Here is a 24,487-nt window from a genome sequence, read left to right as displayed (position 1 = left end):
TCGGCCGATATGACGTGCCACACTGTGTAGCGCGAGTGCACCGGCGTCCCCGTCGGAACAGCCGACGACGTCCCTGCACTCCGATCCCACACCACAATCCCCCAAGGGAGTCCCATGTCCAGTTCCAGCACCGAAGGCGCGCCCCAAGTCTCCCGGAAGGTGATCGGCCTGGCCGTTGCCGGCGCGGTGGGCGGCTTCCTCTTCGGCTTCGATTCTTCCGTGGTCAACGGCGCCGTGGACGCGATGGCCGACGAATTCGTCATGAGCGAGGCCTTGACCGGGTTCGCCGTCGCCGTCGCTTTGCTGGGTTGTGCCGCAGGCGCCTTCCTGGCCGGCAAGGTGGCCGACCGCTATGGGCGCATTCCCGCCATGAAGATCGGCGCGCTTCTCTTCCTGGTGAGCGCTGTTGGAACGGGCCTCGCGTTCAGTGTTTGGGACCTCATCTTCTGGCGCCTCGTAGGCGGCCTCGGAATCGGGCTTGCCTCGGTAATCGCTCCGGCCTATATCTCCGAAATCTCCCCGCGGCACGTGCGCGGACGTCTGGCATCGCTCCAGCAATTGGCCATCACCACTGGTATCTTTGCAGCGCTGCTTTCCGACGCAGTGCTGGCCAATTCGGCCGGCGGCGCGGATGGCACCCTGTGGCTGGGCATCGAGGCGTGGCGCTGGATGTTCATCGCCTGCGCTGTTCCTGCAGCTGTGTACGGGTGGATCGCTTTCCGCCTGCCCGAGTCGCCGCACTTCCTGGTACTCAATGGCAAGGAAGACCAAGCCCGCACCATCTTCAACAAGCTGATCCCGGGCGACGACATTGAACGGCACATCCGTGAGATCCGCGAATCCATTCAGCAGGAGAAGCTCTCCACCAAAAAGGGCTCGCTGCGCGGCAACAGGTTCGGTCTCCTCCCCGTGGTGTGGATCGGCATCATCCTGTCCGTGCTGCAGCAATTCGTCGGCATTAACGTGATCTTCTACTACTCCACCACGTTGTGGAAGGCCGTCGGATTCCAGGAGAAGGACTCCCTGACGATCTCCGTCGCCACGTCGGTCACCAACATCCTGGTGACCCTCGTAGCCATCGCACTCGTTGACCGCATCGGCCGCCGACCCATCCTCCTGACCGGCTCCATCGGAATGGCCGTATCGCTTGGCGTCATGGCCTTGGCCTTCTCCTCAGCGACCGGCACCGGCTCGGAAATCTCGCTGCCCGGCGCATGGGGTCCTGTGGCCTTGGTTGCCGCGAACGTGTTCGTCATCAGCTTCGGCGCCTCATGGGGTCCCCTTGTGTGGGTGCTTCTGGGCGAGATCTTCCCGTCCCGCATCCGCGCCCGCGCCCTTGGACTGGCCGCCGCAGCACAGTGGATCGCCAATTTTGCGATCACTCTCAGCTTCCCCATCATGGCGGCAGGCTCGCTGCCGCTTACGTACGCCATGTACGCAGCGTTCGCCGCGGCGTCGTTCTTCTTTGTGATGTTCAAGGTTCCTGAGACGAATGGCATGTCCCTCGAGCAGGCCGAAACACTGTTCGTCCCCAAGGGCGCACCCGTGGCGCCGCTGCCAGTCGCCTCAGACGAACCCAAGTAATTGCGCAACCCCAGGTAGTACACAACGAGCCCCGCGGATCTCCGCGGGGCTCGTTTGCTTAAGGCGCAACCCTTACACCAGGTGCGGCTCGTGCGACCTCAGGTAGCTGCGGCCTCCAAAAGCAATGAGGATCGCAATCACCATAGCCACTGCGCCAGCGAAGAACGGCACCTGCGGTCCGAAGTGCTCGCCAAGCTGGGCTGCAGCGAATGGTGCCAACGCACCGCCCATCCAGCGCACAAAGTTGTAGCCGGCCGAAGCGACGGGACGCGGAGAATCAGACACGCCCATGGCCAGTTCGGTGTAGACCGTGTTGTTGATCCCCAGCAGGGCACCGGCCACGATGACAAGCACGACGACGGCGGTCACCGAGTGCCCAGCGGCCAGTCCCAGCCCAATCAGGTCGAGCATGAGGACGGCCAGGGTGCCGGTCAGGACCTTCACTGCACCGAAGCGCTTCTGCAGGACGGGAGCGACGAAGACCGAGAACACGGCAACAGCAACGCCCCAGCCGAAGAAGACTCCCCCGATCCCGTAGGCGTCCATGCCCAGGATGAACGGGGTGAAGGCGAGGATGGTGAAGAATCCGTAGTTGTAGAAGAGGGCACTGGCTGCGGTGGTTCGGAGTCCCTTGTGCCCGAGTGCCAGGAGCGGATCCCTGAGGCGGGATTTCCTGGCGGGAGCGGGTGTCTTTGGCAGCAGTGCCAGCAGGGCGATGAACGCTGCCGCCATCAGGACAGCGGTGCCGAAGAACGGTGCTCGCCACTGCCAGCCTCCCAGCAGGGCACCGAGCAGTGGGCCGAGCGAGATACCCAGACCGAGGGCGGCTTCATAGAGAATGATGGCCGTCCCGGTTCCACCACTGGCCACACCTACGATTACCGCAAGTGCCGTGGCCACGAACAGTGCATTGCCGAGTCCCCAACCGGCGCGGAACCCGACCAATTGTTCAACGCTGCCGGAAAGGCCGGACAACGATGCGAACACCACGATGATGGCCAGGCCGATCAGCAGCGTCTTCTTGCCACCGATTCTTGACGACACGAAGCCACTGATCAACATGGCGATGGCCGTCACCAGGAAGTAGCTGGTGAACAGCAGCGACACTTCACTGGTTGATGCCTCAAGGTTCTTGGCTATCGCCGGAAGGATGGGATCCACCAGCCCGATGCCCATGAACGCGAAAACGGCCGCGAGGGCGGTGGCCCACACCGCTTTCGGCTGCTTGAGGAAGGAGGCCTTCTCAGCCTCCAGAGTGGTTTCGATGGTTGTTTCGGCGCTTGCTGAAGCGTCAGCCAACTGGCGTGACATTCAATGGCTCCTTGTCGGTGCTGGTTTTCTGGTTGTGCTGGATTTTCTTAGTTCTGGAATGAGCTGTTGAGTTTGGCGATCACGGGCAATGCCGCGGCGAGCTGCTCGATTTCGTCGCTGGTGAGGTCCTGAAGGAGTTCGGCCACCATCGCGTTGCGCCGCTGGTTGGCAGAATCGACAGCGGACGTCCCCGCTTCGGTGATGACCACCTGGACTGCCCGGGAATCGTCGGGATCCTGCTGGCGGGTAACCAGGCCGGCTCGCTCAAGCTTGATGATTTGCTCAGTAGCGCTCGGGACTTTGATACCCAGGTTCTTGGCGATGTCGCCCACGCGAAAGCCGTCGTCGGAGATCATGGACAGCAGGCTGAGCTGCGCGGCCGTAAGGTCACCTTCAGGATCAAGACGTCGGAACATGTACACGCCGAGACGCAGTGACTCGCGAAACTCCTGCGCGAGGTCAAGGAGCCGGGGATCAAAGGTGTTCATATTTAGGCAGCCTAATAGTTAGGGTACCTAATAGTCAAGCCTGGCCGGTGAAGTTGGTCCGCGTCTGTGGCCCGGTGGCGCCGGAGCTTTTGATGTGTAGGTGTGGCCGGTTGGTGTGCGAATTTCAAGGGTGTGCACACCCTCGGGCAACGACTGGGCCGCCCAACCAGGGTTTTCCTTGGTGTGGTTGCAGGCTTCGCAGAGTCCTGCACTGTTGGTCACAGTGGTGGTACCACCTGATTGCCACGGGACGATGTGGTCGATATGCCTAATGGGCGCGTCGCAGTAGGGCGTACGGCAAGTATCGTCCCGGACTTCGATGAAACGCCTCAATCTAGGCGGGAAGAGTCGCGCCTTGGAGTCCATGGTGATGAGCTCCCCGGTGGACGGTGCTGTGTAGAGGCGGCGAAGCCACACGGTGAACTCGGGATCCTTCGTTGGCAACGGACTACCGCCCGCCGCATACGGCCTCCTTTCACCAGGCTCGTCAAAGGCAGCCCCTCCGGCGCCAACCAAGGCTCTCGCCCATGCCGCCGGGACGATTCCGTAGCCCTTGAGACGAGCCGGCTCACTGTCCCCTTGGAACAGCGCGCGGTCCGTCATGATGACCTCAAGGTCGACACCACTGATTCCGCCGCGCCTGCCGGTAATGCGTTCGACGAGGGTGTCTGCCATAACCTGGCCCCTGTTCCGTGATTCACCAGCGGAACGTACAGAGTCCGCCTTCCGGGTGAGTGCGGCATACACGGCAACCCCTTGGGCGACAGGAAGCAGGGCGGTCAGGTATGTCATGGCGTCCGGCGCGGGGCGCAGGCTGACGTTCCGCTCCGTGGCAGCGTGACTGGCGCGCTGGGCAACGGTACGGGGATCGCGACGATAGGCGGCGGCTTTCGCTGCGGCGATGATGGCTTTGTCGCCGACACCATCGAAGGTGCCGGCGTCAGGTGCGAGTTCCTCGTCCACGGCGCGCCGATCCTCCAAGGAGAGGCAGGCCGTCTCTTTCACGAGCAAGGTGGCGCGCCATTCATTGAGCTGTCCAGATTCCAAGGCAGCCATGGTGCGCGGCATCTCCGTCACTAACGCTTTGGCCAGCCCGAGGAGACGCGAGCCGCGACTTGGTGATCCACGACGCGCCAACGCGATCTCCGCGCCCGAACCCTGCCCTTGCTCAGAGGTGGGAATGCCAGCCGACGCTTGCTCGCTGCGACGCGTGAGGTCGAAGGCTACGGCCGCCCGGGCCTGGACGCTTGAGATAGCCGACTTCAGATCCTCTAAACCGCGCAGCTGATCAATCAACTCACCACAGGTCGACCCAAGGCAAAGGGCCCTCAGCAGCCCCATGAGAGCGGAGACGCTGGGCGCGGAGCTGTCAGGCTGGGGCGCCATCAGCAGGGCATGTGAGTCCGAATCAATCGCTTGCCGCTCCCGAATCTTCTCCATGGCCCAACTCTTCCAGCGGGCCAACGGCCCCGTAAGGCCGGAATCTGCCTATGTGGAAAACGTAAGCCGAACCACCGCGCCCCGGCTCAGAGCGTCAGCTTCATTCCCTCATGACTCGCGACGAAGCCGAGCCGTGAGTAGAAACGGTGCGCTGCCACACGGGATTTGTCGGTCGTCAGTTGCACCAGCGAGCAGCCCCGCTCGCGCGCCTGGTCGATAGCCCACTCGATCATCAGCGCCCCAACACCCTGGCCGCGCAGCACGTCCGACACCCGGACGGCCTCGATCTGCGCCCGCCAGGACCCCTTGCGGGACAACCCCGGAAGGTAGCTGAGCTGGAACGTGGCAACAACATCCCCGGCGAGTTCACCGACCACCAGAAGGTGGGCCGGATCGGCGTCGATCGCGTCAAAAGCCCGCTCGTAGGGCGCCAGGTCGTCGACGCTCTCGCGGGTGGCACCCAACTGATCGTCCGCCAGCAAAGCGAGGATCCGAGGCAGGTCGCCCTTGCGGGCCCGCCTCAGGCTGAACGTGCCAGGTTCGACGGCGGCAGTCATCAGGGCGGGTGCGGTACCAGATTCCGTAGTCACCATCCCAGCATGCCATTGTGGCTGGAACTCAGTATTGCTAAGTACCGGTACTTAGTTCTACTATGTAGTGGTAGCTAGTAATACTGAGTAGTGAGGGAGGTGTCCGATGGGCAAGCAAATGACGGAGATGCTCAAAGGCACATTGGAGGGCATTGTCCTGGCCCTCCTGACCGGAAAGGCAGCGTATGGATACGAGATCACCACGCTGCTCCGGGAACAGGGCTTCACCGAGATCGCTGAAGGCACCGTGTATGCGCTGCTGGTCAGGATCGAGCAAAAGGGGCTGGTGGACGTTGAAAAGCGGCCATCCGAGAAAGGGCCGCCCCGCAAGGTGTACACGCTCAACACACAGGGCGAAAAGGAACTGAACGAATTCTGGAACACATGGAGCTTCCTGTCCGGACGGATTGAAGAGCTCCGCAAGGAAGGAAAATAACATGGCAGCAAAATGGATCGAGCTGGTCACCGGATCACTCGAGCAGAAGAAGCAGTACAAGCAGGCCAAAGCACGGCTGGACGCCCTGCCCGAGCCGTACCTCACCGTAGCGACCGCCTTCAACAGGTACTTGATGTACTACGGCGGCGTCACCGAGGGAGACACCATGGTGCAGATGTTCACGGACCTTGCCGACCTCTGGGAACGCGCAGCAATCGATGGCACGCCCGTAAGCGAAATCGTCGGCGAGGATCCCATCGAGTTCGCCGAGGCCTTTGCCCAGGCATATGGCGGCAAGCGCTGGATCGACAAGGAACGCGAGCGCCTCACCAAGGCAATCGACAAGGCAAAGGAGGCTGAATCATGACTGCAACGGCAATCCGGGTAGAGGGCATTGAGAAGTCGTACAAGGATCTCCACGTCCTGCGCGGGGTGGACTTCGAAGTAGCGTCAGGCAGCATTTTCGCCCTTCTCGGCTCCAACGGAGCGGGCAAGACCACCATGGTGAAGATCCTGTCCACGCTGCTCAAAACGGATGGCGGTTCGGCCGCCGTCGAGGGTTTTGATGTGGCTGCGGAGCCGCTCCAGGTAAGGCAGTCCATCAGCCTCACGGGTCAGTTCGCCGCAGTGGACGAGGTCCTGTCCGGCAAGGAGAACCTGATCCTGGTGGCAAAACTGCGTCACTTGAAGGGCCCTGGGCAGATCGCGGATGAGTTGCTGGCGCAGTTCAGCCTCACCGACGCCGGGGCCCGCAAGGTAGCGACGTACTCCGGCGGCATGCGGCGTCGCTTGGATATCGCCATGAGCCTGATCGGCAATCCGAAAGTGATCTTCCTGGACGAGCCGACCACCGGCCTGGACCCGGAGGCCCGCCTGGAAGTGTGGCAGATCGTCAAGAACCTCGCCCACCAAGGGACCACGGTGCTGCTCACCACGCAGTACCTCGATGAGGCTGAGCATCTCGCAGACCGCATTGCCATCCTCCACGAGGGCCGCATCATCGCCAACGGCACCCTCGCGGAGCTCAAGCAGCTGCTGCCGCCGGCCAAGATCGAATACGTCGAGAAGCAGCCGAGCCTGGAGGACATCTTCCTGGCCCTGGTGGGAAGTGGCGGAAACGTCCCAACCGATAACAACGAGTCAGTAAAGGACAGGTCATGAACACCCATTTCTTCGCAGACACGTCCGTGCTGCTGGGCCGCTCCATGCGGCACATCTTCCGGAGCGTTGACACCATCATCACCACTGCGATCACCCCGATCGCCCTGATGTTGCTCTTCGTCTACGTATTCGGCGGAGCCATCAGGACCGACACCGAGAATTACGTGAACTACTTGCTCCCGGGCATCATGTTGATCGCGATCGCTTCCGGTATCGCTTACACGGCGGTCCGCTTGTTCACTGATATGCAGAGCGGCATCTTCGAGCGGTTCCAGTCCATGCCCATCGCACGTTCCTCGGTTCTCTGGGCGCATGTCCTGACCTCCTTGGTGGCCAACGGACTCTCACTGGTGATCATCGTGCTGGTGGCGCTCCTCATGGGGTTCCGGACGTCGGCCAACGTGCTTGATTGGCTGGCCATCGCGGGAATCCTGGCACTCTTCACCTTGGCGCTTACGTGGATCGCCATTATCGCCGGCCTCTCCGCGAAGTCCGTGGACGGCGCCGGCGGGTTCTCCTACCCGCTGATCTTCCTGCCGTTCATCAGCTCGGCCTTCGTCCCGACGGAGACCATGCCTGGCCCGGTCCGCTGGTTCGCCGAGAACCAGCCGGTCACCTCCATCGTGAACACCATCCAGGATCTGTTCGCGCAGCGTCCGGTGGGCGGAGACATCTGGGTTGCCCTGGCTTGGTGCCTGGGAATCCTGGTCGTCTCCTACGGCTTCGCAACTGCTGCTTATAAACGCCAGATCGCGTAGTGCCCGCAGCCTGAACTCAGCGCCAGAGAAGGCCTAAGCTCCCCCTCAACCAGGGCGGGAGCTTTCGCCATTCAGACGGATTCGCCATTTGTCAGACATTAGCTATAGCTTTATCGAACAGATTTGTAACGGCCGTCACTATTGTGGCGGGTCCTTCGAAGGGTTCTTGAACTAATGTCCGACCAGACAACACAGGGGCAGCTCCGCGCCTCCAGCAGGGACAGCGAGCCCCACCTGTCACGCTCGCTCAGCAACCGCCACATCCAGCTCCTGGCCATCGGCGGCGCCATCGGAACGGGCCTCTTCATGGGCTCCGGCAAAACCATCTCCGTTGCCGGTCCCTCGGTGATCTTCGTGTACATGATCATCGGCTTCATGCTCTTCTTCGTCATGCGGGCCATGGGCCAGTTGCTGCTGTCCAACCTGAACTACAAGTCCTTCAGCGACTTCGCGGGCGACCTCCTCGGTCCCTGGGCCGGGTTCTTCACCGGCTGGACCTACTGGTTCTGCTGGGTAGTCACCGGTGTTGCGGACGTCATCGCGATTGCGGGCTACGCCAACGAACTCTGGCCGGGAATCCAACTCTGGATCCCGGGCCTCGCCACCATCATCATCTTGCTGCTCCTCAACCTCCCCACGGTCAAGGCCTTCGGCGAGACCGAATTCTGGTTCGCACTCATCAAGATCGTGGCCATCGTGGCGCTGATCGTCGTAGGCCTGGTCATGATCTTCACCGGCTTCCAGTCCAACGCAGGCACCGCGAGCTTCACCAACCTCTGGAGCCACGGCGGGTTCTTCCCCAAGGAATTCATGGGATTCGTGGCCGGCTTCCAGATCGCCGTCTTCGCCTTCGTCGGCATCGAGCTGGTAGGCACCGCCGCAGCCGAAACCAAGAACCCGGAGCACAACCTGCCCCGCGCCATCAACGCCATCCCCCTGCGCGTGATGCTCTTCTATGTAGGCGCGCTCATCATCCTCATGTCGGTCACCCCGTGGACCGAGTTCAAAGCCGGCCAGAGCCCGTTCATCGCCATGTTCTCCCTGGCCGGCCTGGGTATGGCAGCCACCGTGGTCAACCTCGTGGTGCTCACCTCGGCCATGTCCTCGGCCAATTCCGGCATCTACTCGACCTCCCGCATGGTCTACGGCTTGGCCAACGACGGCGACGCGCCCAAGCTCTTCGGCCGGCTCTCCAGCCGAAAAGTACCCCAGAACGCACTGTTCCTGTCCTGCGTTCTGCTGCTGGCCGGCGTCGCCCTTCTCTACGCGGGCAAGGACGTTGGCGTCGCGTTCGATATGGTGACCACCGTGTCCGCGGTCTGCTTCATGTTCGTGTGGTCGATCATCCTGGCCAGCTACCTCGTGTACCGCAAGCGCCGGCCCGAGCAGCACGCGGCCTCGTCATTCAAGATGCCCGGCGGCATCCCGATGGTATGGGTGGTCTTCGCGTTCTTCGCGTTCCTGGTCTGGGCGCTGACCACGCAGCCTGACACGCTCACTGCCCTTCTGGTGACGCCCATCTGGTTCGCGATCCTCGGCATCGCCTATGCCGTGGTCCGCAAGACACCCCTCCACCAGGCCCGCGTGGCCGAGTGGAAGGCGATGTCCGAGGCGGAAACCGCGGCAGCGCGCTAGCGCCCAAAACAAGTGAAGCCCGACGTCGGAACCCAGCTTGGGTGCCGACGTCGGGCTTTCTTTGTACAACTGAAAGCGTCAGGCGAAGTACACGCCGATGCGGTTGCCGTCGATTTCCTCGATGCGGATGTCGATGTCGTAGACGTCGTGCAGCATCCCGGCGCGCATGATCTCCGAAGGCGTGCCCTGATGGATGAGCCGGCCGTCCTTCATGGCCAGGATGGTATCCGAGTAGCAGGACGCAAAGTTGATGTCGTGGACCACCAGGACAATGGTCTTCCCGAGCTCGTCCGCCAGCCGGCGCAGCAACCGCATCATCTCCACGGAGTGCTTCATGTCCAGGTTGTTCAGCGGTTCATCAAGCAGCAGGTATTCGGTGTCCTGAGCCAGAACCATCGCGATGTACGCGCGCTGACGCTGACCGCCGGAGAGCTCGTCCACGAATTTGTCGGCCATGGACGTGAGGTCCAGCTGCCGGATGGCCTCGTCCACGTGTTCAAGGTCCTCCACCGTGGGCCTGCCGCCGCTGTGCGGGAAGCGGCCAAAAGCCACGAGGTCGCGGACCGTGAGCCGCATGGTCAGGTGGTTTTCCTGCCGCAGGATGGCCATGGTCCTGGCCAGTTCCTTGCTGGGCGTCGCTGTGACATCCAAGCCAGCCACCGACACTCCCCCGGCGTCCATGGGCTGGAGACGGCTGATCAACGAGAGCAGCGTGGACTTGCCCGCACCGTTGGGGCCGATGATGGACGTGATGCCGCCGCGAGGGATCTCGCAGCTCACGTCGTCCAGCACAGTGGTGCCGCCGTAGCGCTTGGTCACGTTCCGGACGGTAATCATGGGCAGACCCCAGTCATTTCAGTGAGCCTTTCAGCAACAGGTAAAGGAAGAGGATGCCGCCAGTGAACTCGATGATGACGCTCAGCGCCGTGGCGAAACCGAAGACGCGCTCCAACAGCAATTGGCCACCCACCAACGCAATGGCACCGATCAGCACCACGATCGGCAGCAGCCAGGCGTGCCGGAAACCGCGGCAGAGCTGGTAGCCGAGGCTGACCACCAGGAGCCCGAAGAACGTCACCGGCCCCACCAGCGCAGTGGAAATAGCCACCAGCAGCGAGCACGCGAGCAGCACCCGCATCACCACGCGCTTGTGGTCGACGCCTACGTTGATGGCCACTTCCCGGCCCAGCGCCAGCACATCCAGGGTGTGCCGCATCCGCCACACCCCAACGCACACCAGAGCGATCAGCACCGCGGAAACACCCAGCAGGCCGGGATCCACATTGTTGAAGCTGGCAAAGAACAGGTCCTGCAGGATGATGAATTCGCTGGGTTCCATCAGCCGCTGCAAGAGCGAGGAAAAGCCACGGAACAGTGTCCCCAGGACGATCCCCACCAACAGCAACAGGTGCAGGGATCGCGTGGCGCCGGTGAACATCCACCGGTACAGGAAGGCGCTGAAGCCCACCATCAGGAGGATCTCGAGCCCAAATTTCAGCGTTGACGGAGCCGTCGCCAACGTCGCGGCACCCGCCACGAACGCCAGCGCGGTCTGCACCAGGATGTACAGCGAATCGAACCCCATGATGGACGGCGTCAGGATCCGGTTGGCCGTCACGGTCTGGAACAGCAGCGTGGAAACCCCCACCGCGATAGCCACCAGCAGCATCGCGGACACCTTGATGGCCCGGCGGGGCAGGATGTAGGCGATGTTGCCTTTGAGGTCGATTGTCAGGAAAACGGCAACGAGCACGACGGCGGCAATCGCCAGGATGCCGATCACCAGTCCCGGCGGGGTGCTGCGGATGGCCTCACGCCAGCGGGTGCGGGCGGACAGACGGGGTGCGGTCAGGAGCGCTTCAGGCATTGCGTTTCCTCAACAGCAGGAAAAGGAACAGGATGGCGCCCAGCACGGACATGACCATGCCGACGGGCACTTCATAGGGGAACCGGATGGCCCGGCCGATGATGTCGCAGACCAGCACGAACGCGGCTCCGAACAAGGCGGTCCACGGAACGGCCCGGCGGAGGTTGTCTCCGAACAGCAGGGACACGATATTCGGCACCACGAGCCCCAGGAAGGGAACGGCGCCAACCGTCGTGACGACAACGGCGGAGATCAACGAAACGATCATCAGCCCCAGCCGCATGGTGCGCGCGTAGTTCAGGCCGAGGTTGGTGGTGAAGTCCTGGCCCATGCCGGCCACAGTGAAGCGGTCGGCGGCAAAGAGGCCCAGCAACACCAGCACGGCCACGATCCACAGCAGTTCGTACCGTCCGCGGAGCACGCCGGAGAAGTCGCCGATCATCCAGTTGCTCAGGGTCTGGAGAAGATCGAAGCGGTAGGCGAAGAACGTGGTGACTGCAGCAATGATGCCGCCCAGCATGATGCCTACCAGCGGAATAAGCAGGGTGTTGCGGGCGGGGAGCCTGCGGAGAATGGCCAGGAAGAGCGCGGTGCCGAGTACGGCGAACACAGAAGCCACGATCATTTTGGTGAGGATCGGTGAGTCAGGGGCAAGAACCGTGACTACCAGGATTCCGAGCGTCGCTGATTCAACTGTGCCCACGGTGGAGGGCTCCACGAACCGGTTCCGGGCCATGAGCTGCATGATTAACCCGGCGACGGCGACGGCCATCCCGGCCAGCACCACAGCAACGGTGCGCGGCACCCGCGACACCCAGAAGATTTCCCAGGCTCCGGCGTCGTTCGCCATCAAAGCAGACAGGGAAACATCACTGACACCCACGAAGATGCTGCCCACGGCGATCACCAGCACAACGACAGCCGCCGCAACCAGTCGGGCGGTCTCGCCAGTCCGGTTGCGGCGTGCTGGTGCCGCGGGGCGCACGGCTGTAGTTGTCACGTCAGAACTTCAGGTAATGCGGGATATCAGGCGACAGAATCGGCCACTGCGGTGACCATGGCCTGGACGTTGTTCAGGCCATAGCCCACGAGGTACCAGCCGGCGGGATCGAGGTTGACGATCTTGTTGTTCTTGGCTGCGTTGGTGGACTTCACCAGCTCGTTGTCCAGGATGGGGTTGGCTGTGGAGCCTGCGGTGCCGATCGCGGTGTCGCGGTTGATGACGTAGAGGATGTCCGGGTTGGTTTCCTTGATGTATTCAAAGGAAACGGCCTCGCCGTGGGAACCCTCAGCTTTGACGTCGGCAGCGGTGGGAACGCCCAGGACGTCGTGGATGATGCCGAAGCGGGAACCCGCACCGTACGCGGTGACTTCACCGCCTGAGGTGAGGACGATCAGGCCCTTGCCAGCCGTGGCGGCCTTGGCCTTCGTGTCGGCGATGGTCTTGTCCACCTCGGCGAGCTTGGAAGCGACTTCGTCTTCCTTCTTGAAGATCTTACCGAGCTTCTCCGTCTGGGCCTTGAAGCTTTCCATCGGCTTCGCGGCGTCAACCGAGAGGTCGATGGTGGGGGCAATCTTGCTCAGTTCCTCGTAGGCGCCGGCAGTGCGGCCGGAGATGATGATGAGGTCCGGCGCTGCGGAGCTGACGGCTTCGAAGTCCGGTTCCTTGAGCGAGCCGACCTTGGCGTACTTGGCCTCGGAAAACTTCTTCAGGGCCTCCGGGTAGCTGGCCTCGGGAACACCGGTGGGCTCGACGCCGAGTGCGTTCATGGTGTCCAGGACGCCGAGATCGAAGGTGACAACCTTGGCCGGATTGACGGGAACGTTGGAGGTGGAGCCCTGGGCGTGCTCGATGGTGATGGTGCTGGCTTCTTCAGGCTGCGAGGACGCCGTCGCGCCGTTTCCACACGCCGTGACGGTCAGCAAGGCAGCGCCTGCAGCCAGTGCCCCAATGTAGCTCGACAGCCTCTTTTTCACGCCAGTACTCCACTCACTAATAAGTCATAGATGTGTTGCCTAATTGTTTTTGACTCTATTAGTAAGGTGAGGCTAACTTCAAAACCGAAAGGCCCTCCAATGGGCAAAAGTGAGCAAACTCACTGGTTTTTCTCCTGCCGGAGACCAAAACCCTCCCCACCCCTGTCCACGCCCTGCTGCAACTCGACGCGAAAGGCCCGACGTCGGCGCCCGGGTGAGTGCCGACGTCGGGCCTGTCTGGAGACAGTGAGAGACCGTCCGCCTGATCGAGCCGTTCCGTGAGAGAAGGTCAGCCTGAAGGGGGCAGAAGGTGAGAGAGGGTCAGGCCTCGGCCTTGCGGTCCTCCACGAGCTTTTGCAACGCCGGGAACAGTGGGTGCGCAGGCGTCAGTTCCGTGATGCGTTCGACGGCGGCAGCCGCGTCCATCTCCGACAGCATCCTTGCGAGCTCCACGGCTTCGTCATCGGCACCGTCGTCGAAACGAAGGGCTGCAGACATGGCCTCAAGCAGCGCTACCGGAGTGACGCCACGCTCGGCGAGCTCAGCCGCGGGGCCAACGAAGCGCTCGTGCCGGCCGAGCTTCCGCAAGGGCGCGCGGCCCACGCGGTTCACGGTGTCCGGCAGGTGCGGGTTGGTGAAGCGGGACAGGATCTTCTGCACATACGCTTCCTGTTCCGCCTCCACGAACCCGTGCTTGGCCACCAGAAGTTCCTTCGTTTCCTCCAGCACAGCCCGGACCTTCGCAGCCACGGACGGATCGGCCATGGCGTCGGAGATCTTCTCAAGACCGGCCTGGTAACCGAAGTATGCCGCCGAAGCATGGCCCGTGTTCACCGTGAACAGCTTGCGCTCGATGTACGGGCCCAGCTCATCCACGAAGGTAGCCCCGGGAATGCCCGGCGCACTATCGCCAAAAGGCGTGCGATCGATGACCCACTCATAGAAGGTCTCCACCGTGACGTCCAGGCCCTGGCCCGGCGCCTGGTTGGGGACAATGCGGTCCACTGCGGTGTTGGCAAAAACAGCGACGGCGTCCAGGTCGCCTGCCGAATCGTCCCACGCCGCACGGATCTCCGTGTGAAGGAGGTCCGTGGCGTTGATGGCGTTCTCGCATGCCATGACCTGAAGAGGTGGCAGATCCACCGGTCGGGCAGCCAGCCCGCGGGCAATCACGGGCGCCACGAACTTCAGGATGTGCGGCCCCACGGCAGTGGTGACCACGTCCGCCGTCGAGATTTCCTCAACAACAGCAGCTTCCTGCGAACCCGAGTTGAAGGCACGGAAACCGGTGACTGTCTTGACCGCCGGGTTCTCGCCTACCTCGTGGACGTCGTAGCTGCTGGCCGAGGCGAGCTGGGTGATCAGCGCGTCCGCAACATCCGCGAACACCACCTCATAGCCGGCTTCGTGGAGCAGCAGCCCCACGAAGCCCCGCCCGATGTTGCCTGCCCCAAAATGGACTGCCTTCACTATGCGTTGACCTTTCCGAACAGCTCCAGGACTTCGTCAACCGTGGTGGCTTCTTCCAGTTGGGCAACCTGCGCCTTGTTGGTGAAGATCTTGGCGATCGACGAAAGGATGTGGAGGTGTTCGTTGTTGATGCCGGCCACGCCGACGACGAACTTCACTTGCTTTCCGCCCCAGTCGATGCCCTCGGGGTAGCGGATGATGGACACTGCCGAGTGGTTGATGTGTTCCTTGGCATCGTTGGTGCCGTGCGGGATCGCCAGGAAGCTGCCCATGTAGGTGGACACGGATTCCTCGCGCTCGTGCATGGCGTGAACGTAGCTGACATCAACGGCACCGCGGTCCAGCAGGAGTTTGCCGGCTTCGTCGATGGACGCGTCACGGTCAGTGGCCGTGCCATTAAGGACCACGCTTTCGCGGAGCAGGACACCCTTACCCTCGACGGCGGCGGCCGGCTCGGCGGCATGTGCACCGTGGGTGGCGGCTGCTGTTGTGGCAGCTGCGGCGGGCTGGGCGTCTCCGGCGGGGGCCGCCGTCGTGCCTTCTTCGCTGTTGCTGCTCCGTACCAGTTCAACGATTTCGTCGTACCGCGGGCTGTTCATGAAGTTATCCACCGAGTAGTGCACGGCACTGGAGGTGCGTGGCTGGGCACGTTCGGTGAGGTCCTCGTGGGTGACGACAACGTCGTAGGTGTCGTTCAAGTTGGCGATGGCGGAGTTGGTGACCTTGACGTCCGGGAAGCCGGCCGCCTTGATCTTGTTGCGCAGCACCGAGGCACCCATTGCACTGGAGCCCATGCCGGCGTCGCAGGCGAACACGATGTTCTGGACCGGCCGGGTCAGGACGGTTCCGCCCTGGTCACCGGCGCGATCGCCGACGAGTGCCGAAGAGACGGAGCTCTTCTTGCCCTTCATGGCTTCCATGCGCGAGGTGGCCTCGGTGAGGTCGTCCTCGCCCTTGTTCTTGGAGGTGCGCAGGATCAACGACGCAATGAGGAAGGAGACGGCGGTCGCCAGGATCACCGCGAGGATCACGCCAACGTAGCTGTCTCGCGACGTCTGGGCGATCACGGCAATGATGGAACCAGGCGCTGCAGGAGCAACCAAACCCGAGTTGGTGATGGCCAATGTTGCGATGCCCGTCATGCCGCCGCCGATAGCCGCGAGGATCAGGATGGGCTTCATCAGGACATATGGGAAGTAGATCTCGTGGATGCCGCCGAGGAAGTGGATGATCGCCGCACCGGGAGCCGACGCTTTGGCGGCACCACGGCCGAAGAACATGTAGGCCAGCAGGATGCCGAGGCCCGGGCCGGGGTTGGCCTCCAGGAGGAACAGGATGGACTTGCCCTGCTCCAGCGACTGCTGGATGCCTAAGGGGGTCAGCACGCCGTGGTTGATGGCGTTGTTGAGGAAGAGGACCTTGGCGGGCTCGATGAAGATGCTGGTCAGCGGCAGCAGGCCGTTGTTGACCAGGAACTGGACGACGTTTCCGGCGCCGGTACTGAAGGCCGAAACCAACGGGGAAATGCCGTAGAAGCCAAGCATGGCCAACAGGGCGCCCCAGATGCCGGCGGAGAAGTTATTCACCAGCATCTCGAAGCCGGGGCGGATCTTGCCGTCCCAGAGGCGGTCAAGCTGCTTCATGGTCCAGCCACCCAGCGGGCCCATGATCATGGCGCCAATGAACATCGGGATGCCCGCGCCGACGATCACGCCCATGGTGCCGATGGCTCCCACCACGCCACCACGGACGTCATGGACCATCTTGCCGCCGGTGTAGCCGATCAGCAGCGGGAGCAGGTAGGTGATCATCGGGCCAACAAGGCCTATGTTGGGAACCCCCTCGGCATTGGTGCCGAAACCACCGAGCGCGGGAACTGGAATCCAGCCCTTCTCGATGAACAGCGCCGTAATCAGACCCCAGGCGATGAAGGCGCCAATGTTGGGCATGATCATGCCGGAGAGGAATGTTCCGAACTTCTGGACACCAACGCGCACGCTGGTGCGGGGCTTCGCAACTGTCTCTGTTGCCATGTGAATTCCTAACGTGTGTCCCGCGGCGGCGCGGGGTCAGTCGATATAGATCGAGAGAGAACAGCCTTAGGAGCTGCTGGAAATGCGGTGAAGCCATTCGAGGAAGAGCTTCAGTTCAGAGCTGGAAAGTTGGTCCGAATGCGAGGCCTGCAGTGCCGCATTCAGGGCGATTGCCGCAACAACTACCGAGGACTTACCGGAGTCGTCGGCTGCGGCGCCACGGGCGGTTTCCGTGGAGACGGCAAAAATCATGGAATCCCGGGTCATCGTTGAGAGCTCGAGGTTCCGTTCTTCCACCGGTTCGGCGATCAACATGAGCGTTACGCCCACATTGGCCGCCAGAATGCTGCGTGCCGCTTCGCGGGGCGGCACGTTGATCTGACCGGCAATGGCGGCCTTGTTCAGCATTTCTTCCAGGAGCGCTTCAGCATCGGCCACGATTGCTGGGCGGCTTTCCGGCCTGATGTTGCCGAACATGACCAGATAAAGATGGGGTTGGGTCAGGCCGAACTGGACGTGGTTGTCCCACATCCGCCGGACGTCTTCCAGAGGCTCCCCGGACGGTGCAAAATCCCGCTCTCCCGCCACGTACTCTTCGAAACCGGCTGAAACAACGGCGTCGAACAGTCCTTCTTTGTCACCAAAGTGGTGGTAAAGCGTGGGCGCCGTGACCCCGGCAAGCTTGGTGATCTGGCGCGTTGAGACCGCTGACCCCTCCGAATTCGCCAGCAATTCGGCAGCTGCGCGAAGCAACCGAATTTTGGGCGGAAGCTGGTCATCGAAACTCATAACCGCTACCCTAGCACCTATAGCGTTGCTATATGAAGTGGCTCACAAAGGAATTTTGTAGGCTAGTTTTCGAGGCTCCCGGTGCCGTCGCCGGCGGGCCTGAACCAACAAGCAGGAACAGAGGATTCAGTGCAGAATTTCCAAGGAGTAGGGGTAAGCCCTGGCCGCATCATTGGTTCCGTCCGCCAGATGCCCAAGCCGGTGAGTGAGCCGCCGTCGGGAGAGCGTTTGGCTGCGGACGTGAGTCCGGAAGACGCCGTCGCGGGCTTGAAAGCGGCTGCGCAGGCGGTCCATGACGAGCTCAAGGGACGTGCGGACAGTGCTTCCGGCGACGGCAAGGCCGTCCTTGAAGCCACTGCGCTGATGGCCAAGGACACCATGCTCCTGAAGTCGGCAGCCAAGCTGATCAACGGCGGCTCCTCAGCCGAGAGGGCCATCTGGGAAGCGGGTGCTTCCGTGTCTGAAATGCTGCACAACCTGGGCGGCTACATGGCCGAGCGCGCCACCGATGTCCTGGATGTCCGCGCCCGCATTGTTGCCGAACTCCGCGGGGTCCCGGCTCCTGGCATCCCCGCCTCGGAGACGCCTTTCATCCTGGTCGCGGAAGACCTGGCCCCGGCCGACACTGCAACGCTGAATCCCGCTGTAGTGCTGGCACTGGTGACCTCCGGCGGCGGGCCACAGTCCCACACCGCGATCATTGCCCGCTCCCTCGGCCTGCCTGCGGTTGTTGCCGCGCACGGGGTTGACTCCGTGGCCGACGGTTCCGAGGTGTACGTCGACGGCGCGGCCGGCTACGTTGCCGTTCCGCCCACCGATGAGCAGCGCACTGCTGCGACGGCCTGGGCGGAAACCTCCGCCACCCTCGCCGAATTCGACGGAAACGGCACGACGGCGGACGGCCACTTGGTGCCGCTGCTCGCCAACGTCGGCGGAGCCAAGGACGCGGTGGCAGCCGCAAGCCTCGGCGCCCAAGGTGTTGGCCTGTTCCGCACCGAGTTCTGCTTCCTGGAGCGTGACACCGAGCCCTCCGTGGACGAGCAAGCCGCGGCCTACAAGGCCGTGTTCGACGCGTTCCCGGGCAAGAAGGTTGTCCTCCGCACCCTGGATGCAGGCGCGGACAAGCCCCTGCCCTTCCTCACGGATGCCACCGAGCCCAACCCTGCACTGGGTGTCCGCGGCTACCGCACCGACTTCACCACACCGGGTGTCCTGGAGCGCCAGCTCGAAGCCATTGCCCGGGCAGCCTCCGGGTCCGAAGCCGATGTGTGGGTCATGGCGCCCATGATTTCCACGGCCGCCGAAGCCGGACGTTTCGCCTCGTTGTGCGCCGCCGCTGGAATCCAGACGCCCGGCGTCATGGTGGAAGTCCCCTCCGCGGCACTGACCGCAGCCACCGTACTGCGGGAGGTGGGCTTTGCTTCCCTTGGCACCAACGACCTCACCCAGTACGCCATGGCCGCCGACCGCCAGCTCGGCCCCCTCGCCGAGCTCAACACCCCGTGGCAGCCCGCCGTGCTCCGTCTCGTCCAGCTCACCGTTGAAGGCGCCGCGCAGGAAGGCTCCGGCCGCGAAGGTGATCCCAAGCCCGTGGGCGTCTGTGGTGAGGCAGCCGCGGACCCGGCCCTCGCCGTCGTACTGACCGGGCTGGGCGTCACCACACTGTCCATGACCGCGCGATCCTTGGCCGCCGTCGGGACTGTATTAAAGACCGTCACCCTGGAGCAGGCGCAGGAACTCGCTCGGCTTGCTCTGTCCGCGCCGAGTGCCCTTGAGGCCCGGGACTGGGTCCGCGCCAAACTCCCCGTGCTCGAAGAACTCGGCCTCTAATTCTCGTTTCCGACCTTTAGGAGAACACCATGCCCGAACGCACAGCCACCATCGCCAGCCGCTCCGGATTGCATGCCAGGCCGGCCGCTTTGTTCGCCGAAGCCGCCGGCGGGCAGCCGGTTGAGGTCACCATCGCCATGCAGGGCGAACCCGCCGACGACGCGCTCGACGCCGCCAGCATCCTTTCGCTCATGACGCTCGGCGCCGCGAAGGGCGACGTCGTGGTGCTGCGGGCAGAGGGCGACGGCGCCGACGCTGCTCTGGACGCACTGGTGAAGCTGCTGGAGACGGACCTGGACGCGGAGTAGCTCTCGCTGGGCTGGTGTAGGTTCGGGCTATGAACGAGCGCGCGATCCCCATCCTGCCGTGCCGGTACCTCGACGACATCGTGCCGTTCTACGAGGCCCTGGGCTTCAAAGTGACCTTCCGGCAGGCGCGGCCAAACCCCTACGTGTGCTTCAACCGGGGCGGGATCGACCTGCACTTCTTCGGCCTGGAGGCGTTCGAGCCGGAGAACTCGATGGGCACCGCCATCCTGCTGGTCGAGGATACGGGTGTGCTGTTCGACGAATTCGCAACCGGACTTCGTGCTGCTTTCGGCAAGTTGCCCATTGCCGGGATTCCGCGGATCACCCGCCCCCGCCGCAAGCAGGGAACGACAGCTGGGTTCACCGTGGTGGATCCGGGCGGGAACTGGCTACGGATCAGCGCCTTGGGTGAAACCGAGGATGATGGCTCCGGCTCGGAAAGCCGTCTGGAAAGAGTGCTGATGAGCGCTACCCGGCAAGGCGACTCCCATGGGGACGAAGCCCGGGCTATCTCGGTGATCGAGGCGGGGCTTTTGCGCCACGGGGAAGCAACGGGCGCCGAGAAGCTGCCCCTGCTGGTGTACCTCGCTGAGCTGCACCACCGCACCGGCGACCCCGGGCTCGCCGCTTCAGTGCTGGATAGCGTGGATGCCCTCACCCTGACCTCCGGGGAACGGGAAGCGTTGGCCGCAGAGCTGGCCAATGCCGCCGAACTCCGGGCGTCGTTGTAGTTGGGCCGCAACGAACGCCGGTCCGCGGCAGGCTCGCGCTAGGCTTCTGCCATGGCATTGATAGCTCCCCGCGTCACAGCAGGCCTCCCCGCCGATGACGCCCGGAATATGGCACGCTCGTTGGCGGACAGCAACGACATCACCGTGTTTGTGGACGGCACCGTCCATCGCCTGCCCGACCAGGCGAGGGACGCCGTCGTCGACCTCCTTGAGAGGCTGGGCCGGGGCGAAACGGTGACGGTCAGCAGCGTGGAGGAAATGCTCACCACCTCGCAGGCAGCGGAGCTCGCGGGCATTTCGCACACGTACTTGCGCAATATGACCGACCGCGGCGAAATCCCCGTGGAGTACCGCGGCACGCATCGTCGGATCCGGCAGGCCGCGATCATGGCGTGGCTGGAAACGCAGAAGAAGAACCAGGCTGAAGCGGCCGCGGTCCAGACCACCGAAAATGACTTAAGCGCCGGCTAAAAGTGTCGGAGTGATAAGGATCAAGCAACGATCCCACGCAACGGGCCAGCACCCCTTAAGGCCGGGGTTACGCTTGATCGGTGGGCAATTTCAAAGGGTGGCATATCGTGGCCGGGTTGGCCGCCATGGCCCTTGCCGCACCCTTGGGCTCTGCCATGGGATTGAACTTCGTGGCAACATTCATGTTCGCGTGCACAGTGTTCGTGGCCGTGGCCATGTGGACGGAATCGAGAATCGCACGACGCCGGGACGCGGCTGAGGCGGCCGCGGCGCCTGAGGCTTCACGTCCCGCAGTCGACCCCACTGAATCGGACGACGCGAACAGGGAATAGCCTATGGCCCAGGAAAGACGCGCCAAGTACTCCGAATGGCCGTGGAACCGCCCGTGGCTGTGGCTCGTCCTCATTTCCGCCACGGTCCCTTTCCTGGGTTTGATCTGGCTGCAAACCGGTGGTTGCGGTCAGGCCTCGGGCGATGTTGGTTTCGACACCTGCCAATCGGCGCCCTTCCTCGGCTACCCGGTGACCTGGGCTCTCACAGCGGCCGCGGCTGCCTTTCTCGTGTGGTGCGCAGCGGGGCTGGCAAGGTCCGTACAGTACTCCCGCAGGCCCTCGCGCAACCGCGTCTTCATGGAACCGCCCTCGCAGTAAACCGCCCGTGGCCGTGGCATGGGGTTCAATAGCAGTATGGCGTCGACTTCCCCTTCCATTGTCTGGCCCGTGGTCCATGAGGAACGCCGTGCCCTGATCAAGGATCTGGAACCACTCCATCCAGCCCAGTGGAAGACGCCGTCGCTGTGCCCTGGCTGGGACGTCCACGACGTCCTGGCTCACGTGATCGACAGCGCCAAAACCACGCGCCTCAATTTCATGAGCCGAATGATTGCTTCCCGGATGGATTTTGACCGCGACAACGCCGTGGGTGTGGAGCGCGAAAAGACCGGGGACCCCGCTCAGACCCTGGTCCAGTTGGAGGCCGTACTCTCCCGGACATCCGGTCCACCGGCCGGACTGGCCACCAGGCTGGTTGAGGCGTTCGTCCACGGCGAGGACATCCGCCGGCCGCTGGGCTTGCACCGCGAATATCCGGCCGCCCACGTCGCCACTGCCATTGACTACCAAATGCGGACCACCACCAAGATGGGTGGCGGCAAGGAGATCGCAGCCGGCTGGCGCTGGGTCGCCACTGACACCCGCTTCGAGTACGGTGACGGTCCCACCGTTGAAGGTCCCGCGATCGCGCTGCTGCTGGCGGTGTCCGGTCGACCGGTAGCGGAGAGCGAACTGAGCGGCCCTGGCGCTCCTGTGTTCCTGCAGCGGCAGTCCTGATGACAACGCTGGGGAAGCCGGCACCGCTGCTGTCTGCAGACGTCGAGGTTTTGGGACTGAAGGGGCGGATCCTCTGGACCGAGGGCACGCCTTCGCCTGGGCCTGGCTCCGAGTCGGGGTCTGAGGTGGGCGCCGAACCCGCGTACATCCTGATCCACGGCATCGGAGTCTCACACCGCTACTTGGCCCGGCTGCATGCCGTACTCGCCGCGGGCGCACCCACGTATTCCCTGGACCTCCCCGGTTTTGCCGGGACACCCAAGCCCGACCGGCAGCTCTCCGTGGAGGATTACGGTGCCTTCATCGCAGCGGCGCTCGCGTCCCATGGCATCGGTTCCTACGTGCTGGTGGGCCATTCCATGGGCGTGCAATTCACCATCGAAGCGGCCTTGCATGCGCCGGAATGCGCCCGGCAACTGGTGTTAATGGGACCGGTGGTTGATTCGCGCCACAAGAACGTGGGGCGCCAGTCCTTGGCTCTTATCCTCGACGGGCTGCTCCGCGAGAGCCCCTCGTCAAACTGGATCGTCATTTCCGACTACTTCCGCTCCGGACCGCGTTGGTACCTCACCGAGTTGCCGGTAATGATGAAGTACCCCACGGAGAAACGCCTGGCTTCGATCAGGGTTCCGGTGCTGGTGTTGCGTGGAAGCCGCGACAACGTGGCAGGTCCTGATTGGTCGCTTCGGCTGTCGCGGGCGGTTGCAGAGGGTCGCTTGGTGGAAATTCCCGGCGTCGGACACGTGGCTCAGCACATGCGCCCGAAGGCCGTGGCGGATGCCATCCGGAGCTTCGTTACTGCGACGACACTCCACGGCTAGGTGCCCTTGTTGGCTCAGCCCGTCCCGGATAGGCTGGCGGAGCAAGCGTATTAGTAAGTTTGCTTACGAAAGGGCTGATCGTGACCAGTAAAGACCCCCAGGACGAGCAGGGCTTCGGCGTGACCGGCGCTACGGGGCCCTACGGTGCCGCAACAACCCCCGCGGCCCGGAACGACCATGTGAACGCCGATCCGGAATTGCGCCAGGACGAAGACAATGACCCGGCAGCCTCCGCCAACCCCGATCCGTTGGACGGAAATGTCACGGGACTCGAGCCCGGCGGCGGAGTACCCCCAGGGGAAACCCCGCCCGCCGAGGGCAGCATGAGCAGCGACCAAGGGCACGAGGAGTAACTACGGCAGCCTCAGGATCTCACCGAGGTCGTACTCCGCCGGCTCCTCCAGCTGCGAATATGTGCAGCTTTCAGGGGTTCGGTCCGGCCGCCACCGCCGGAACTGCGTGGTGTGGCGGAAGCGGTCGCCCTCCATGTAGTCGTAGGCCACCTCGATCACCAGTTCGGGGCGCAGCGGCACGAACGAGAAGTCCTTGCCCCCGCTCCACCGGCTCTGGGCACCAGGCATCCGGGAACCCGCGACCCCTTCGCCCTGGCTGGCCCACTCGCCCCAAGGGTGCTCGCTGAGTTCAACCTGGTAGGGCTCAAGCTCGGCCACCAGGCTTTCCCGCTTGGCCATGGGGAATGAGGCCACCACCCCCACGTGCTGGAGGCGTCCGGCGTCGTTATAAAGGCCCAACAGCATGGACCCCACAACTTTCGCCGTCTTGTGCCAGCGGAATCCGGCCACCACGCAGTCCGCCGTCCGCTCGTGCTTGGTCTTGAACATCACGCGCTTGTTGGGTTGATAGGTCCCATCCAGCGGCTTGGACAGCACACCGTCCAAGCCTGCGCCCTCGAGCTGCACGAACCACTCCTGCGCCCGCTCAAGGTCTGTCACCGCGGGCGTCACGTAGACGGGAGGCTCAGCCTTGGCGAGCGCGCGTTCAAGGATGGCGCGGCGCTCAGAGAACGGCCTGCCCATCAGGTCCTCACCGCCCAGGGCCAGGATGTCGAAGGCGATCATGGATGATGGGGTCTTCTCAGCGAGCATCCGGACCCGGCTGTCCGCGGGATGGATCCGCTGCTGAAGCACCTCGAATTCGAGCCTGTTGCCCTGGATCAGGACAATCTCGCCGTCAATCACGCATTTGTCCGGGAGGTTCTTCCGCAGCGCGTCCACCAGCTCCGGGAAGTACCTGGTCATGGGTTTCTCGTTGCGGCTGCCCAGGATGACCTCGTCCCCATCCTTGAAGACGATGGTCCTGAAGCCGTCCCACTTGGGCTCATAGTGCCCAACATCGGGGATGGCCGGAACGGACTTGGCGAGCATGGGCGAGACGGGCGGCATCACTGGCAGGTCCATAGACAATGTCTACCTGCCGGTGCACGCCGAAGCTAGTCTTA

27 protein-coding genes are annotated in these 24,487 nt (G+C 63.3%); 15 read left to right on the top strand and 12 right to left on the bottom strand.

The annotated features are described in order from the left end of the window. Positions 1-114: 114 nt before the first annotated feature. Positions 115-1,584, top strand: coding sequence for a sugar porter family MFS transporter (locus ACSSVG_RS12140; RefSeq protein ID WP_492415032.1), 1,470 nt, complete (start codon positions 115-117; stop codon positions 1,582-1,584). A 72-nt stretch (positions 1,585-1,656) separates the two neighbouring features. Here ACSSVG_RS12140 and ACSSVG_RS12135 read toward each other — a convergent pair whose 3' ends face one another. From ACSSVG_RS12135 to ACSSVG_RS12120, 4 genes are all read right to left on the bottom strand, one after another. Beyond that, a complete protein-coding gene (locus ACSSVG_RS12135; RefSeq protein ID WP_492415031.1) occupies positions 1,657-2,895 on the bottom strand; it encodes an MFS transporter in 1,239 nt (412 codons plus the stop codon). A 47-nt stretch (positions 2,896-2,942) separates the two neighbouring features. Next, on the bottom strand, positions 2,943-3,383 hold the full coding sequence (locus ACSSVG_RS12130; RefSeq protein WP_231340238.1) for a MarR family winged helix-turn-helix transcriptional regulator: 441 nt from the start codon (positions 3,381-3,383) through the stop codon (positions 2,943-2,945). Positions 3,384-3,410: 27 nt separating this feature from the next. After that, entirely contained in the window at positions 3,411-4,724 is a 1,314-nt protein-coding gene (locus ACSSVG_RS12125; RefSeq protein WP_492419195.1) for an HNH endonuclease, read from the bottom strand. Between the two features lie 185 nt (positions 4,725-4,909). Then, a complete protein-coding gene (locus tag ACSSVG_RS12120; RefSeq protein WP_231340237.1) occupies positions 4,910-5,416 on the bottom strand; it encodes a GNAT family N-acetyltransferase in 507 nt (168 codons plus the stop codon). A gap of 103 nt (positions 5,417-5,519) precedes the next feature. On the opposite strand from ACSSVG_RS12120, the gene ACSSVG_RS12115 reads away from it, so the two are divergent. The 5 genes from ACSSVG_RS12115 (at position 5,520) to cycA (ending at position 9,403) form a co-directional block, all read left to right on the top strand. After that, positions 5,520-5,849: a PadR family transcriptional regulator gene (locus tag ACSSVG_RS12115; protein ID WP_141283837.1), complete on the top strand. Its 330-nt coding sequence runs from the start codon at positions 5,520-5,522 to the stop codon at positions 5,847-5,849. A gap of 1 nt (position 5,850) precedes the next feature. After that, complete coding sequence (locus tag ACSSVG_RS12110; protein WP_231340236.1) at positions 5,851-6,216, top strand: DUF1048 domain-containing protein; 366 nt, start codon at positions 5,851-5,853, stop codon at positions 6,214-6,216. Beyond that, positions 6,213-7,010, top strand: coding sequence for an ABC transporter ATP-binding protein (locus ACSSVG_RS12105; RefSeq protein WP_492415030.1), 798 nt, complete (start codon positions 6,213-6,215; stop codon positions 7,008-7,010). Before ACSSVG_RS12110 ends, ACSSVG_RS12105 begins: the two co-directional genes overlap by 4 nt. Beyond that, positions 7,007-7,768 carry an ABC transporter permease gene (locus ACSSVG_RS12100; protein ID WP_253464898.1) on the top strand — a complete coding sequence of 254 codons (762 nt, stop codon included), beginning with the start codon at positions 7,007-7,009 and terminating at the stop codon, positions 7,766-7,768. Before ACSSVG_RS12105 ends, ACSSVG_RS12100 begins: the two co-directional genes overlap by 4 nt. Positions 7,769-7,942: 174 nt before the next feature. Further along, the gene (gene cycA / locus ACSSVG_RS12095; RefSeq protein WP_492415029.1) at positions 7,943-9,403 is read left to right on the top strand and encodes a D-serine/D-alanine/glycine transporter; all 1,461 of its coding nucleotides are present in this window, start codon (positions 7,943-7,945) and stop codon (positions 9,401-9,403) included. A 78-nt stretch (positions 9,404-9,481) separates the two neighbouring features. On the opposite strand, the gene ACSSVG_RS12090 is transcribed toward cycA, so the two are convergent. From ACSSVG_RS12090 to ACSSVG_RS12060, 7 genes are all read right to left on the bottom strand, one after another. After that, positions 9,482-10,240 carry an iron ABC transporter ATP-binding protein gene (locus ACSSVG_RS12090; protein ID WP_231340233.1) on the bottom strand — a complete coding sequence of 253 codons (759 nt, stop codon included), beginning with the start codon at positions 10,238-10,240 and terminating at the stop codon, positions 9,482-9,484. Between the two features lie 13 nt (positions 10,241-10,253). Next, positions 10,254-11,270: an iron chelate uptake ABC transporter family permease subunit gene (locus tag ACSSVG_RS12085; protein ID WP_231340232.1), complete on the bottom strand. Its 1,017-nt coding sequence runs from the start codon at positions 11,268-11,270 to the stop codon at positions 10,254-10,256. Next, positions 11,263-12,270: an ABC transporter permease gene (locus tag ACSSVG_RS12080; RefSeq protein ID WP_492415028.1), complete on the bottom strand. Its 1,008-nt coding sequence runs from the start codon at positions 12,268-12,270 to the stop codon at positions 11,263-11,265. The genes ACSSVG_RS12085 and ACSSVG_RS12080 overlap by 8 nt, the downstream gene beginning before the upstream one ends. Positions 12,271-12,296: 26 nt before the next feature. Beyond that, on the bottom strand, positions 12,297-13,247 hold the full coding sequence (locus ACSSVG_RS12075; RefSeq protein WP_492415027.1) for a siderophore ABC transporter substrate-binding protein: 951 nt from the start codon (positions 13,245-13,247) through the stop codon (positions 12,297-12,299). Positions 13,248-13,568: 321 nt separating this feature from the next. Next, entirely contained in the window at positions 13,569-14,717 is a 1,149-nt protein-coding gene (locus ACSSVG_RS12070) for a mannitol-1-phosphate 5-dehydrogenase (RefSeq protein WP_492415026.1), read from the bottom strand. After that, positions 14,717-16,750, bottom strand: a complete 2,034-nt coding sequence (locus ACSSVG_RS12065; RefSeq protein WP_231342401.1) for a PTS mannitol transporter subunit IICBA — start codon at positions 16,748-16,750, stop codon at positions 14,717-14,719. The genes ACSSVG_RS12070 and ACSSVG_RS12065 overlap by 1 nt, the downstream gene beginning before the upstream one ends. Positions 16,751-16,816: 66 nt before the next feature. Continuing rightward, positions 16,817-17,539 carry a TetR/AcrR family transcriptional regulator gene (locus ACSSVG_RS12060; RefSeq protein WP_018780189.1) on the bottom strand — a complete coding sequence of 241 codons (723 nt, stop codon included), beginning with the start codon at positions 17,537-17,539 and terminating at the stop codon, positions 16,817-16,819. A gap of 129 nt (positions 17,540-17,668) precedes the next feature. On the opposite strand from ACSSVG_RS12060, the gene ptsP reads away from it, so the two are divergent. From ptsP to ACSSVG_RS12015, 9 genes are all read left to right on the top strand, one after another. Continuing rightward, on the top strand, positions 17,669-19,369 hold the full coding sequence (ptsP, locus tag ACSSVG_RS12055; RefSeq protein ID WP_492415025.1) for a phosphoenolpyruvate--protein phosphotransferase: 1,701 nt from the start codon (positions 17,669-17,671) through the stop codon (positions 19,367-19,369). 29 nt (positions 19,370-19,398) lie between these two features. Next, on the top strand, positions 19,399-19,677 hold the full coding sequence (locus ACSSVG_RS12050; protein ID WP_231342384.1) for an HPr family phosphocarrier protein: 279 nt from the start codon (positions 19,399-19,401) through the stop codon (positions 19,675-19,677). 29 nt (positions 19,678-19,706) lie between these two features. Continuing rightward, a complete protein-coding gene (locus ACSSVG_RS12045) occupies positions 19,707-20,408 on the top strand; it encodes a DUF8817 family protein (protein WP_492415024.1) in 702 nt (233 codons plus the stop codon). 51 nt (positions 20,409-20,459) lie between these two features. Continuing rightward, on the top strand, positions 20,460-20,879 hold the full coding sequence (locus ACSSVG_RS12040) for a helix-turn-helix domain-containing protein (protein WP_492415023.1): 420 nt from the start codon (positions 20,460-20,462) through the stop codon (positions 20,877-20,879). A gap of 80 nt (positions 20,880-20,959) precedes the next feature. After that, positions 20,960-21,211: a hypothetical protein gene (locus tag ACSSVG_RS12035; protein WP_159706486.1), complete on the top strand. Its 252-nt coding sequence runs from the start codon at positions 20,960-20,962 to the stop codon at positions 21,209-21,211. 3 nt (positions 21,212-21,214) lie between these two features. After that, entirely contained in the window at positions 21,215-21,529 is a 315-nt protein-coding gene (locus tag ACSSVG_RS12030; RefSeq protein WP_231342372.1) for a hypothetical protein, read from the top strand. Positions 21,530-21,547: 18 nt separating this feature from the next. Further along, positions 21,548-22,207, top strand: a complete 660-nt coding sequence (locus ACSSVG_RS12025) for a maleylpyruvate isomerase family mycothiol-dependent enzyme (RefSeq protein ID WP_492415022.1) — start codon at positions 21,548-21,550, stop codon at positions 22,205-22,207. Continuing rightward, positions 22,207-23,028, top strand: coding sequence for an alpha/beta fold hydrolase (locus tag ACSSVG_RS12020; protein ID WP_492415021.1), 822 nt, complete (start codon positions 22,207-22,209; stop codon positions 23,026-23,028). Before ACSSVG_RS12025 ends, ACSSVG_RS12020 begins: the two co-directional genes overlap by 1 nt. Before the next feature lie 80 nt (positions 23,029-23,108). After that, complete coding sequence (locus ACSSVG_RS12015) at positions 23,109-23,381, top strand: DUF6480 family protein (protein ID WP_253464924.1); 273 nt, start codon at positions 23,109-23,111, stop codon at positions 23,379-23,381. Here the strand turns inward: ACSSVG_RS12015 and ACSSVG_RS12010 are convergent, their stop codons facing one another. After that, positions 23,382-24,446: an ATP-dependent DNA ligase gene (locus ACSSVG_RS12010; protein WP_253464928.1), complete on the bottom strand. Its 1,065-nt coding sequence runs from the start codon at positions 24,444-24,446 to the stop codon at positions 23,382-23,384. Positions 24,447-24,487: the final 41 nt, after the last annotated feature.

This window comes from Paenarthrobacter sp. E2MeOHC11 (assembly GCF_058744955.1).
Note: the sequence above shows the minus strand (reverse complement) of the source record. Positions and strands in the feature narration are given on the sequence as shown.

What these genes read in the sequence shown, in the direction of transcription:
- ACSSVG_RS12025 (WP_492415022.1), top strand. Translation starts at nt 21,548, where the DNA reads ATGGGGTTCAATAGCAGTATGGCGTCGACTTCCCCTTCCATTGTCTGG.
- ACSSVG_RS12100 (WP_253464898.1), top strand. Translation starts at nt 7,007, where the DNA reads ATGAACACCCATTTCTTCGCAGACACGTCCGTGCTGCTGGGCCGCTCC.
- ACSSVG_RS12125 (WP_492419195.1), bottom strand. Translation starts at nt 4,724, where the DNA reads ATGGGGCTGCTGAGGGCCCTTTGCCTTGGGTCGACCTGTGGTGAGTTG.
- ACSSVG_RS12105 (WP_492415030.1), top strand. Translation starts at nt 6,213, where the DNA reads ATGACTGCAACGGCAATCCGGGTAGAGGGCATTGAGAAGTCGTACAAG.
- ACSSVG_RS12065 (WP_231342401.1), bottom strand. Translation starts at nt 16,750, where the DNA reads ATGGCAACAGAGACAGTTGCGAAGCCCCGCACCAGCGTGCGCGTTGGT.
- ACSSVG_RS12120 (WP_231340237.1), bottom strand. Translation starts at nt 5,416, where the DNA reads ATGGTGACTACGGAATCTGGTACCGCACCCGCCCTGATGACTGCCGCC.
- ACSSVG_RS12040 (WP_492415023.1), top strand. Translation starts at nt 20,460, where the DNA reads ATGGCATTGATAGCTCCCCGCGTCACAGCAGGCCTCCCCGCCGATGAC.
- ACSSVG_RS12010 (WP_253464928.1), bottom strand. Translation starts at nt 24,446, where the DNA reads ATGGACCTGCCAGTGATGCCGCCCGTCTCGCCCATGCTCGCCAAGTCC.
- ACSSVG_RS12110 (WP_231340236.1), top strand. Translation starts at nt 5,851, where the DNA reads ATGGCAGCAAAATGGATCGAGCTGGTCACCGGATCACTCGAGCAGAAG.
- ACSSVG_RS12115 (WP_141283837.1), top strand. Translation starts at nt 5,520, where the DNA reads ATGGGCAAGCAAATGACGGAGATGCTCAAAGGCACATTGGAGGGCATT.
- cycA (WP_492415029.1), top strand. Translation starts at nt 7,943, where the DNA reads ATGTCCGACCAGACAACACAGGGGCAGCTCCGCGCCTCCAGCAGGGAC.
- ACSSVG_RS12045 (WP_492415024.1), top strand. Translation starts at nt 19,707, where the DNA reads ATGAACGAGCGCGCGATCCCCATCCTGCCGTGCCGGTACCTCGACGAC.
- ACSSVG_RS12090 (WP_231340233.1), bottom strand. Translation starts at nt 10,240, where the DNA reads ATGATTACCGTCCGGAACGTGACCAAGCGCTACGGCGGCACCACTGTG.
- ACSSVG_RS12020 (WP_492415021.1), top strand. Translation starts at nt 22,207, where the DNA reads ATGACAACGCTGGGGAAGCCGGCACCGCTGCTGTCTGCAGACGTCGAG.
- ACSSVG_RS12140 (WP_492415032.1), top strand. Translation starts at nt 115, where the DNA reads ATGTCCAGTTCCAGCACCGAAGGCGCGCCCCAAGTCTCCCGGAAGGTG.
- ACSSVG_RS12030 (WP_231342372.1), top strand. Translation starts at nt 21,215, where the DNA reads ATGGCCCAGGAAAGACGCGCCAAGTACTCCGAATGGCCGTGGAACCGC.
- ACSSVG_RS12060 (WP_018780189.1), bottom strand. Translation starts at nt 17,539, where the DNA reads ATGAGTTTCGATGACCAGCTTCCGCCCAAAATTCGGTTGCTTCGCGCA.
- ACSSVG_RS12130 (WP_231340238.1), bottom strand. Translation starts at nt 3,383, where the DNA reads ATGAACACCTTTGATCCCCGGCTCCTTGACCTCGCGCAGGAGTTTCGC.
- ACSSVG_RS12135 (WP_492415031.1), bottom strand. Translation starts at nt 2,895, where the DNA reads ATGTCACGCCAGTTGGCTGACGCTTCAGCAAGCGCCGAAACAACCATC.
- ACSSVG_RS12085 (WP_231340232.1), bottom strand. Translation starts at nt 11,270, where the DNA reads ATGCCTGAAGCGCTCCTGACCGCACCCCGTCTGTCCGCCCGCACCCGC.
- ACSSVG_RS12050 (WP_231342384.1), top strand. Translation starts at nt 19,399, where the DNA reads ATGCCCGAACGCACAGCCACCATCGCCAGCCGCTCCGGATTGCATGCC.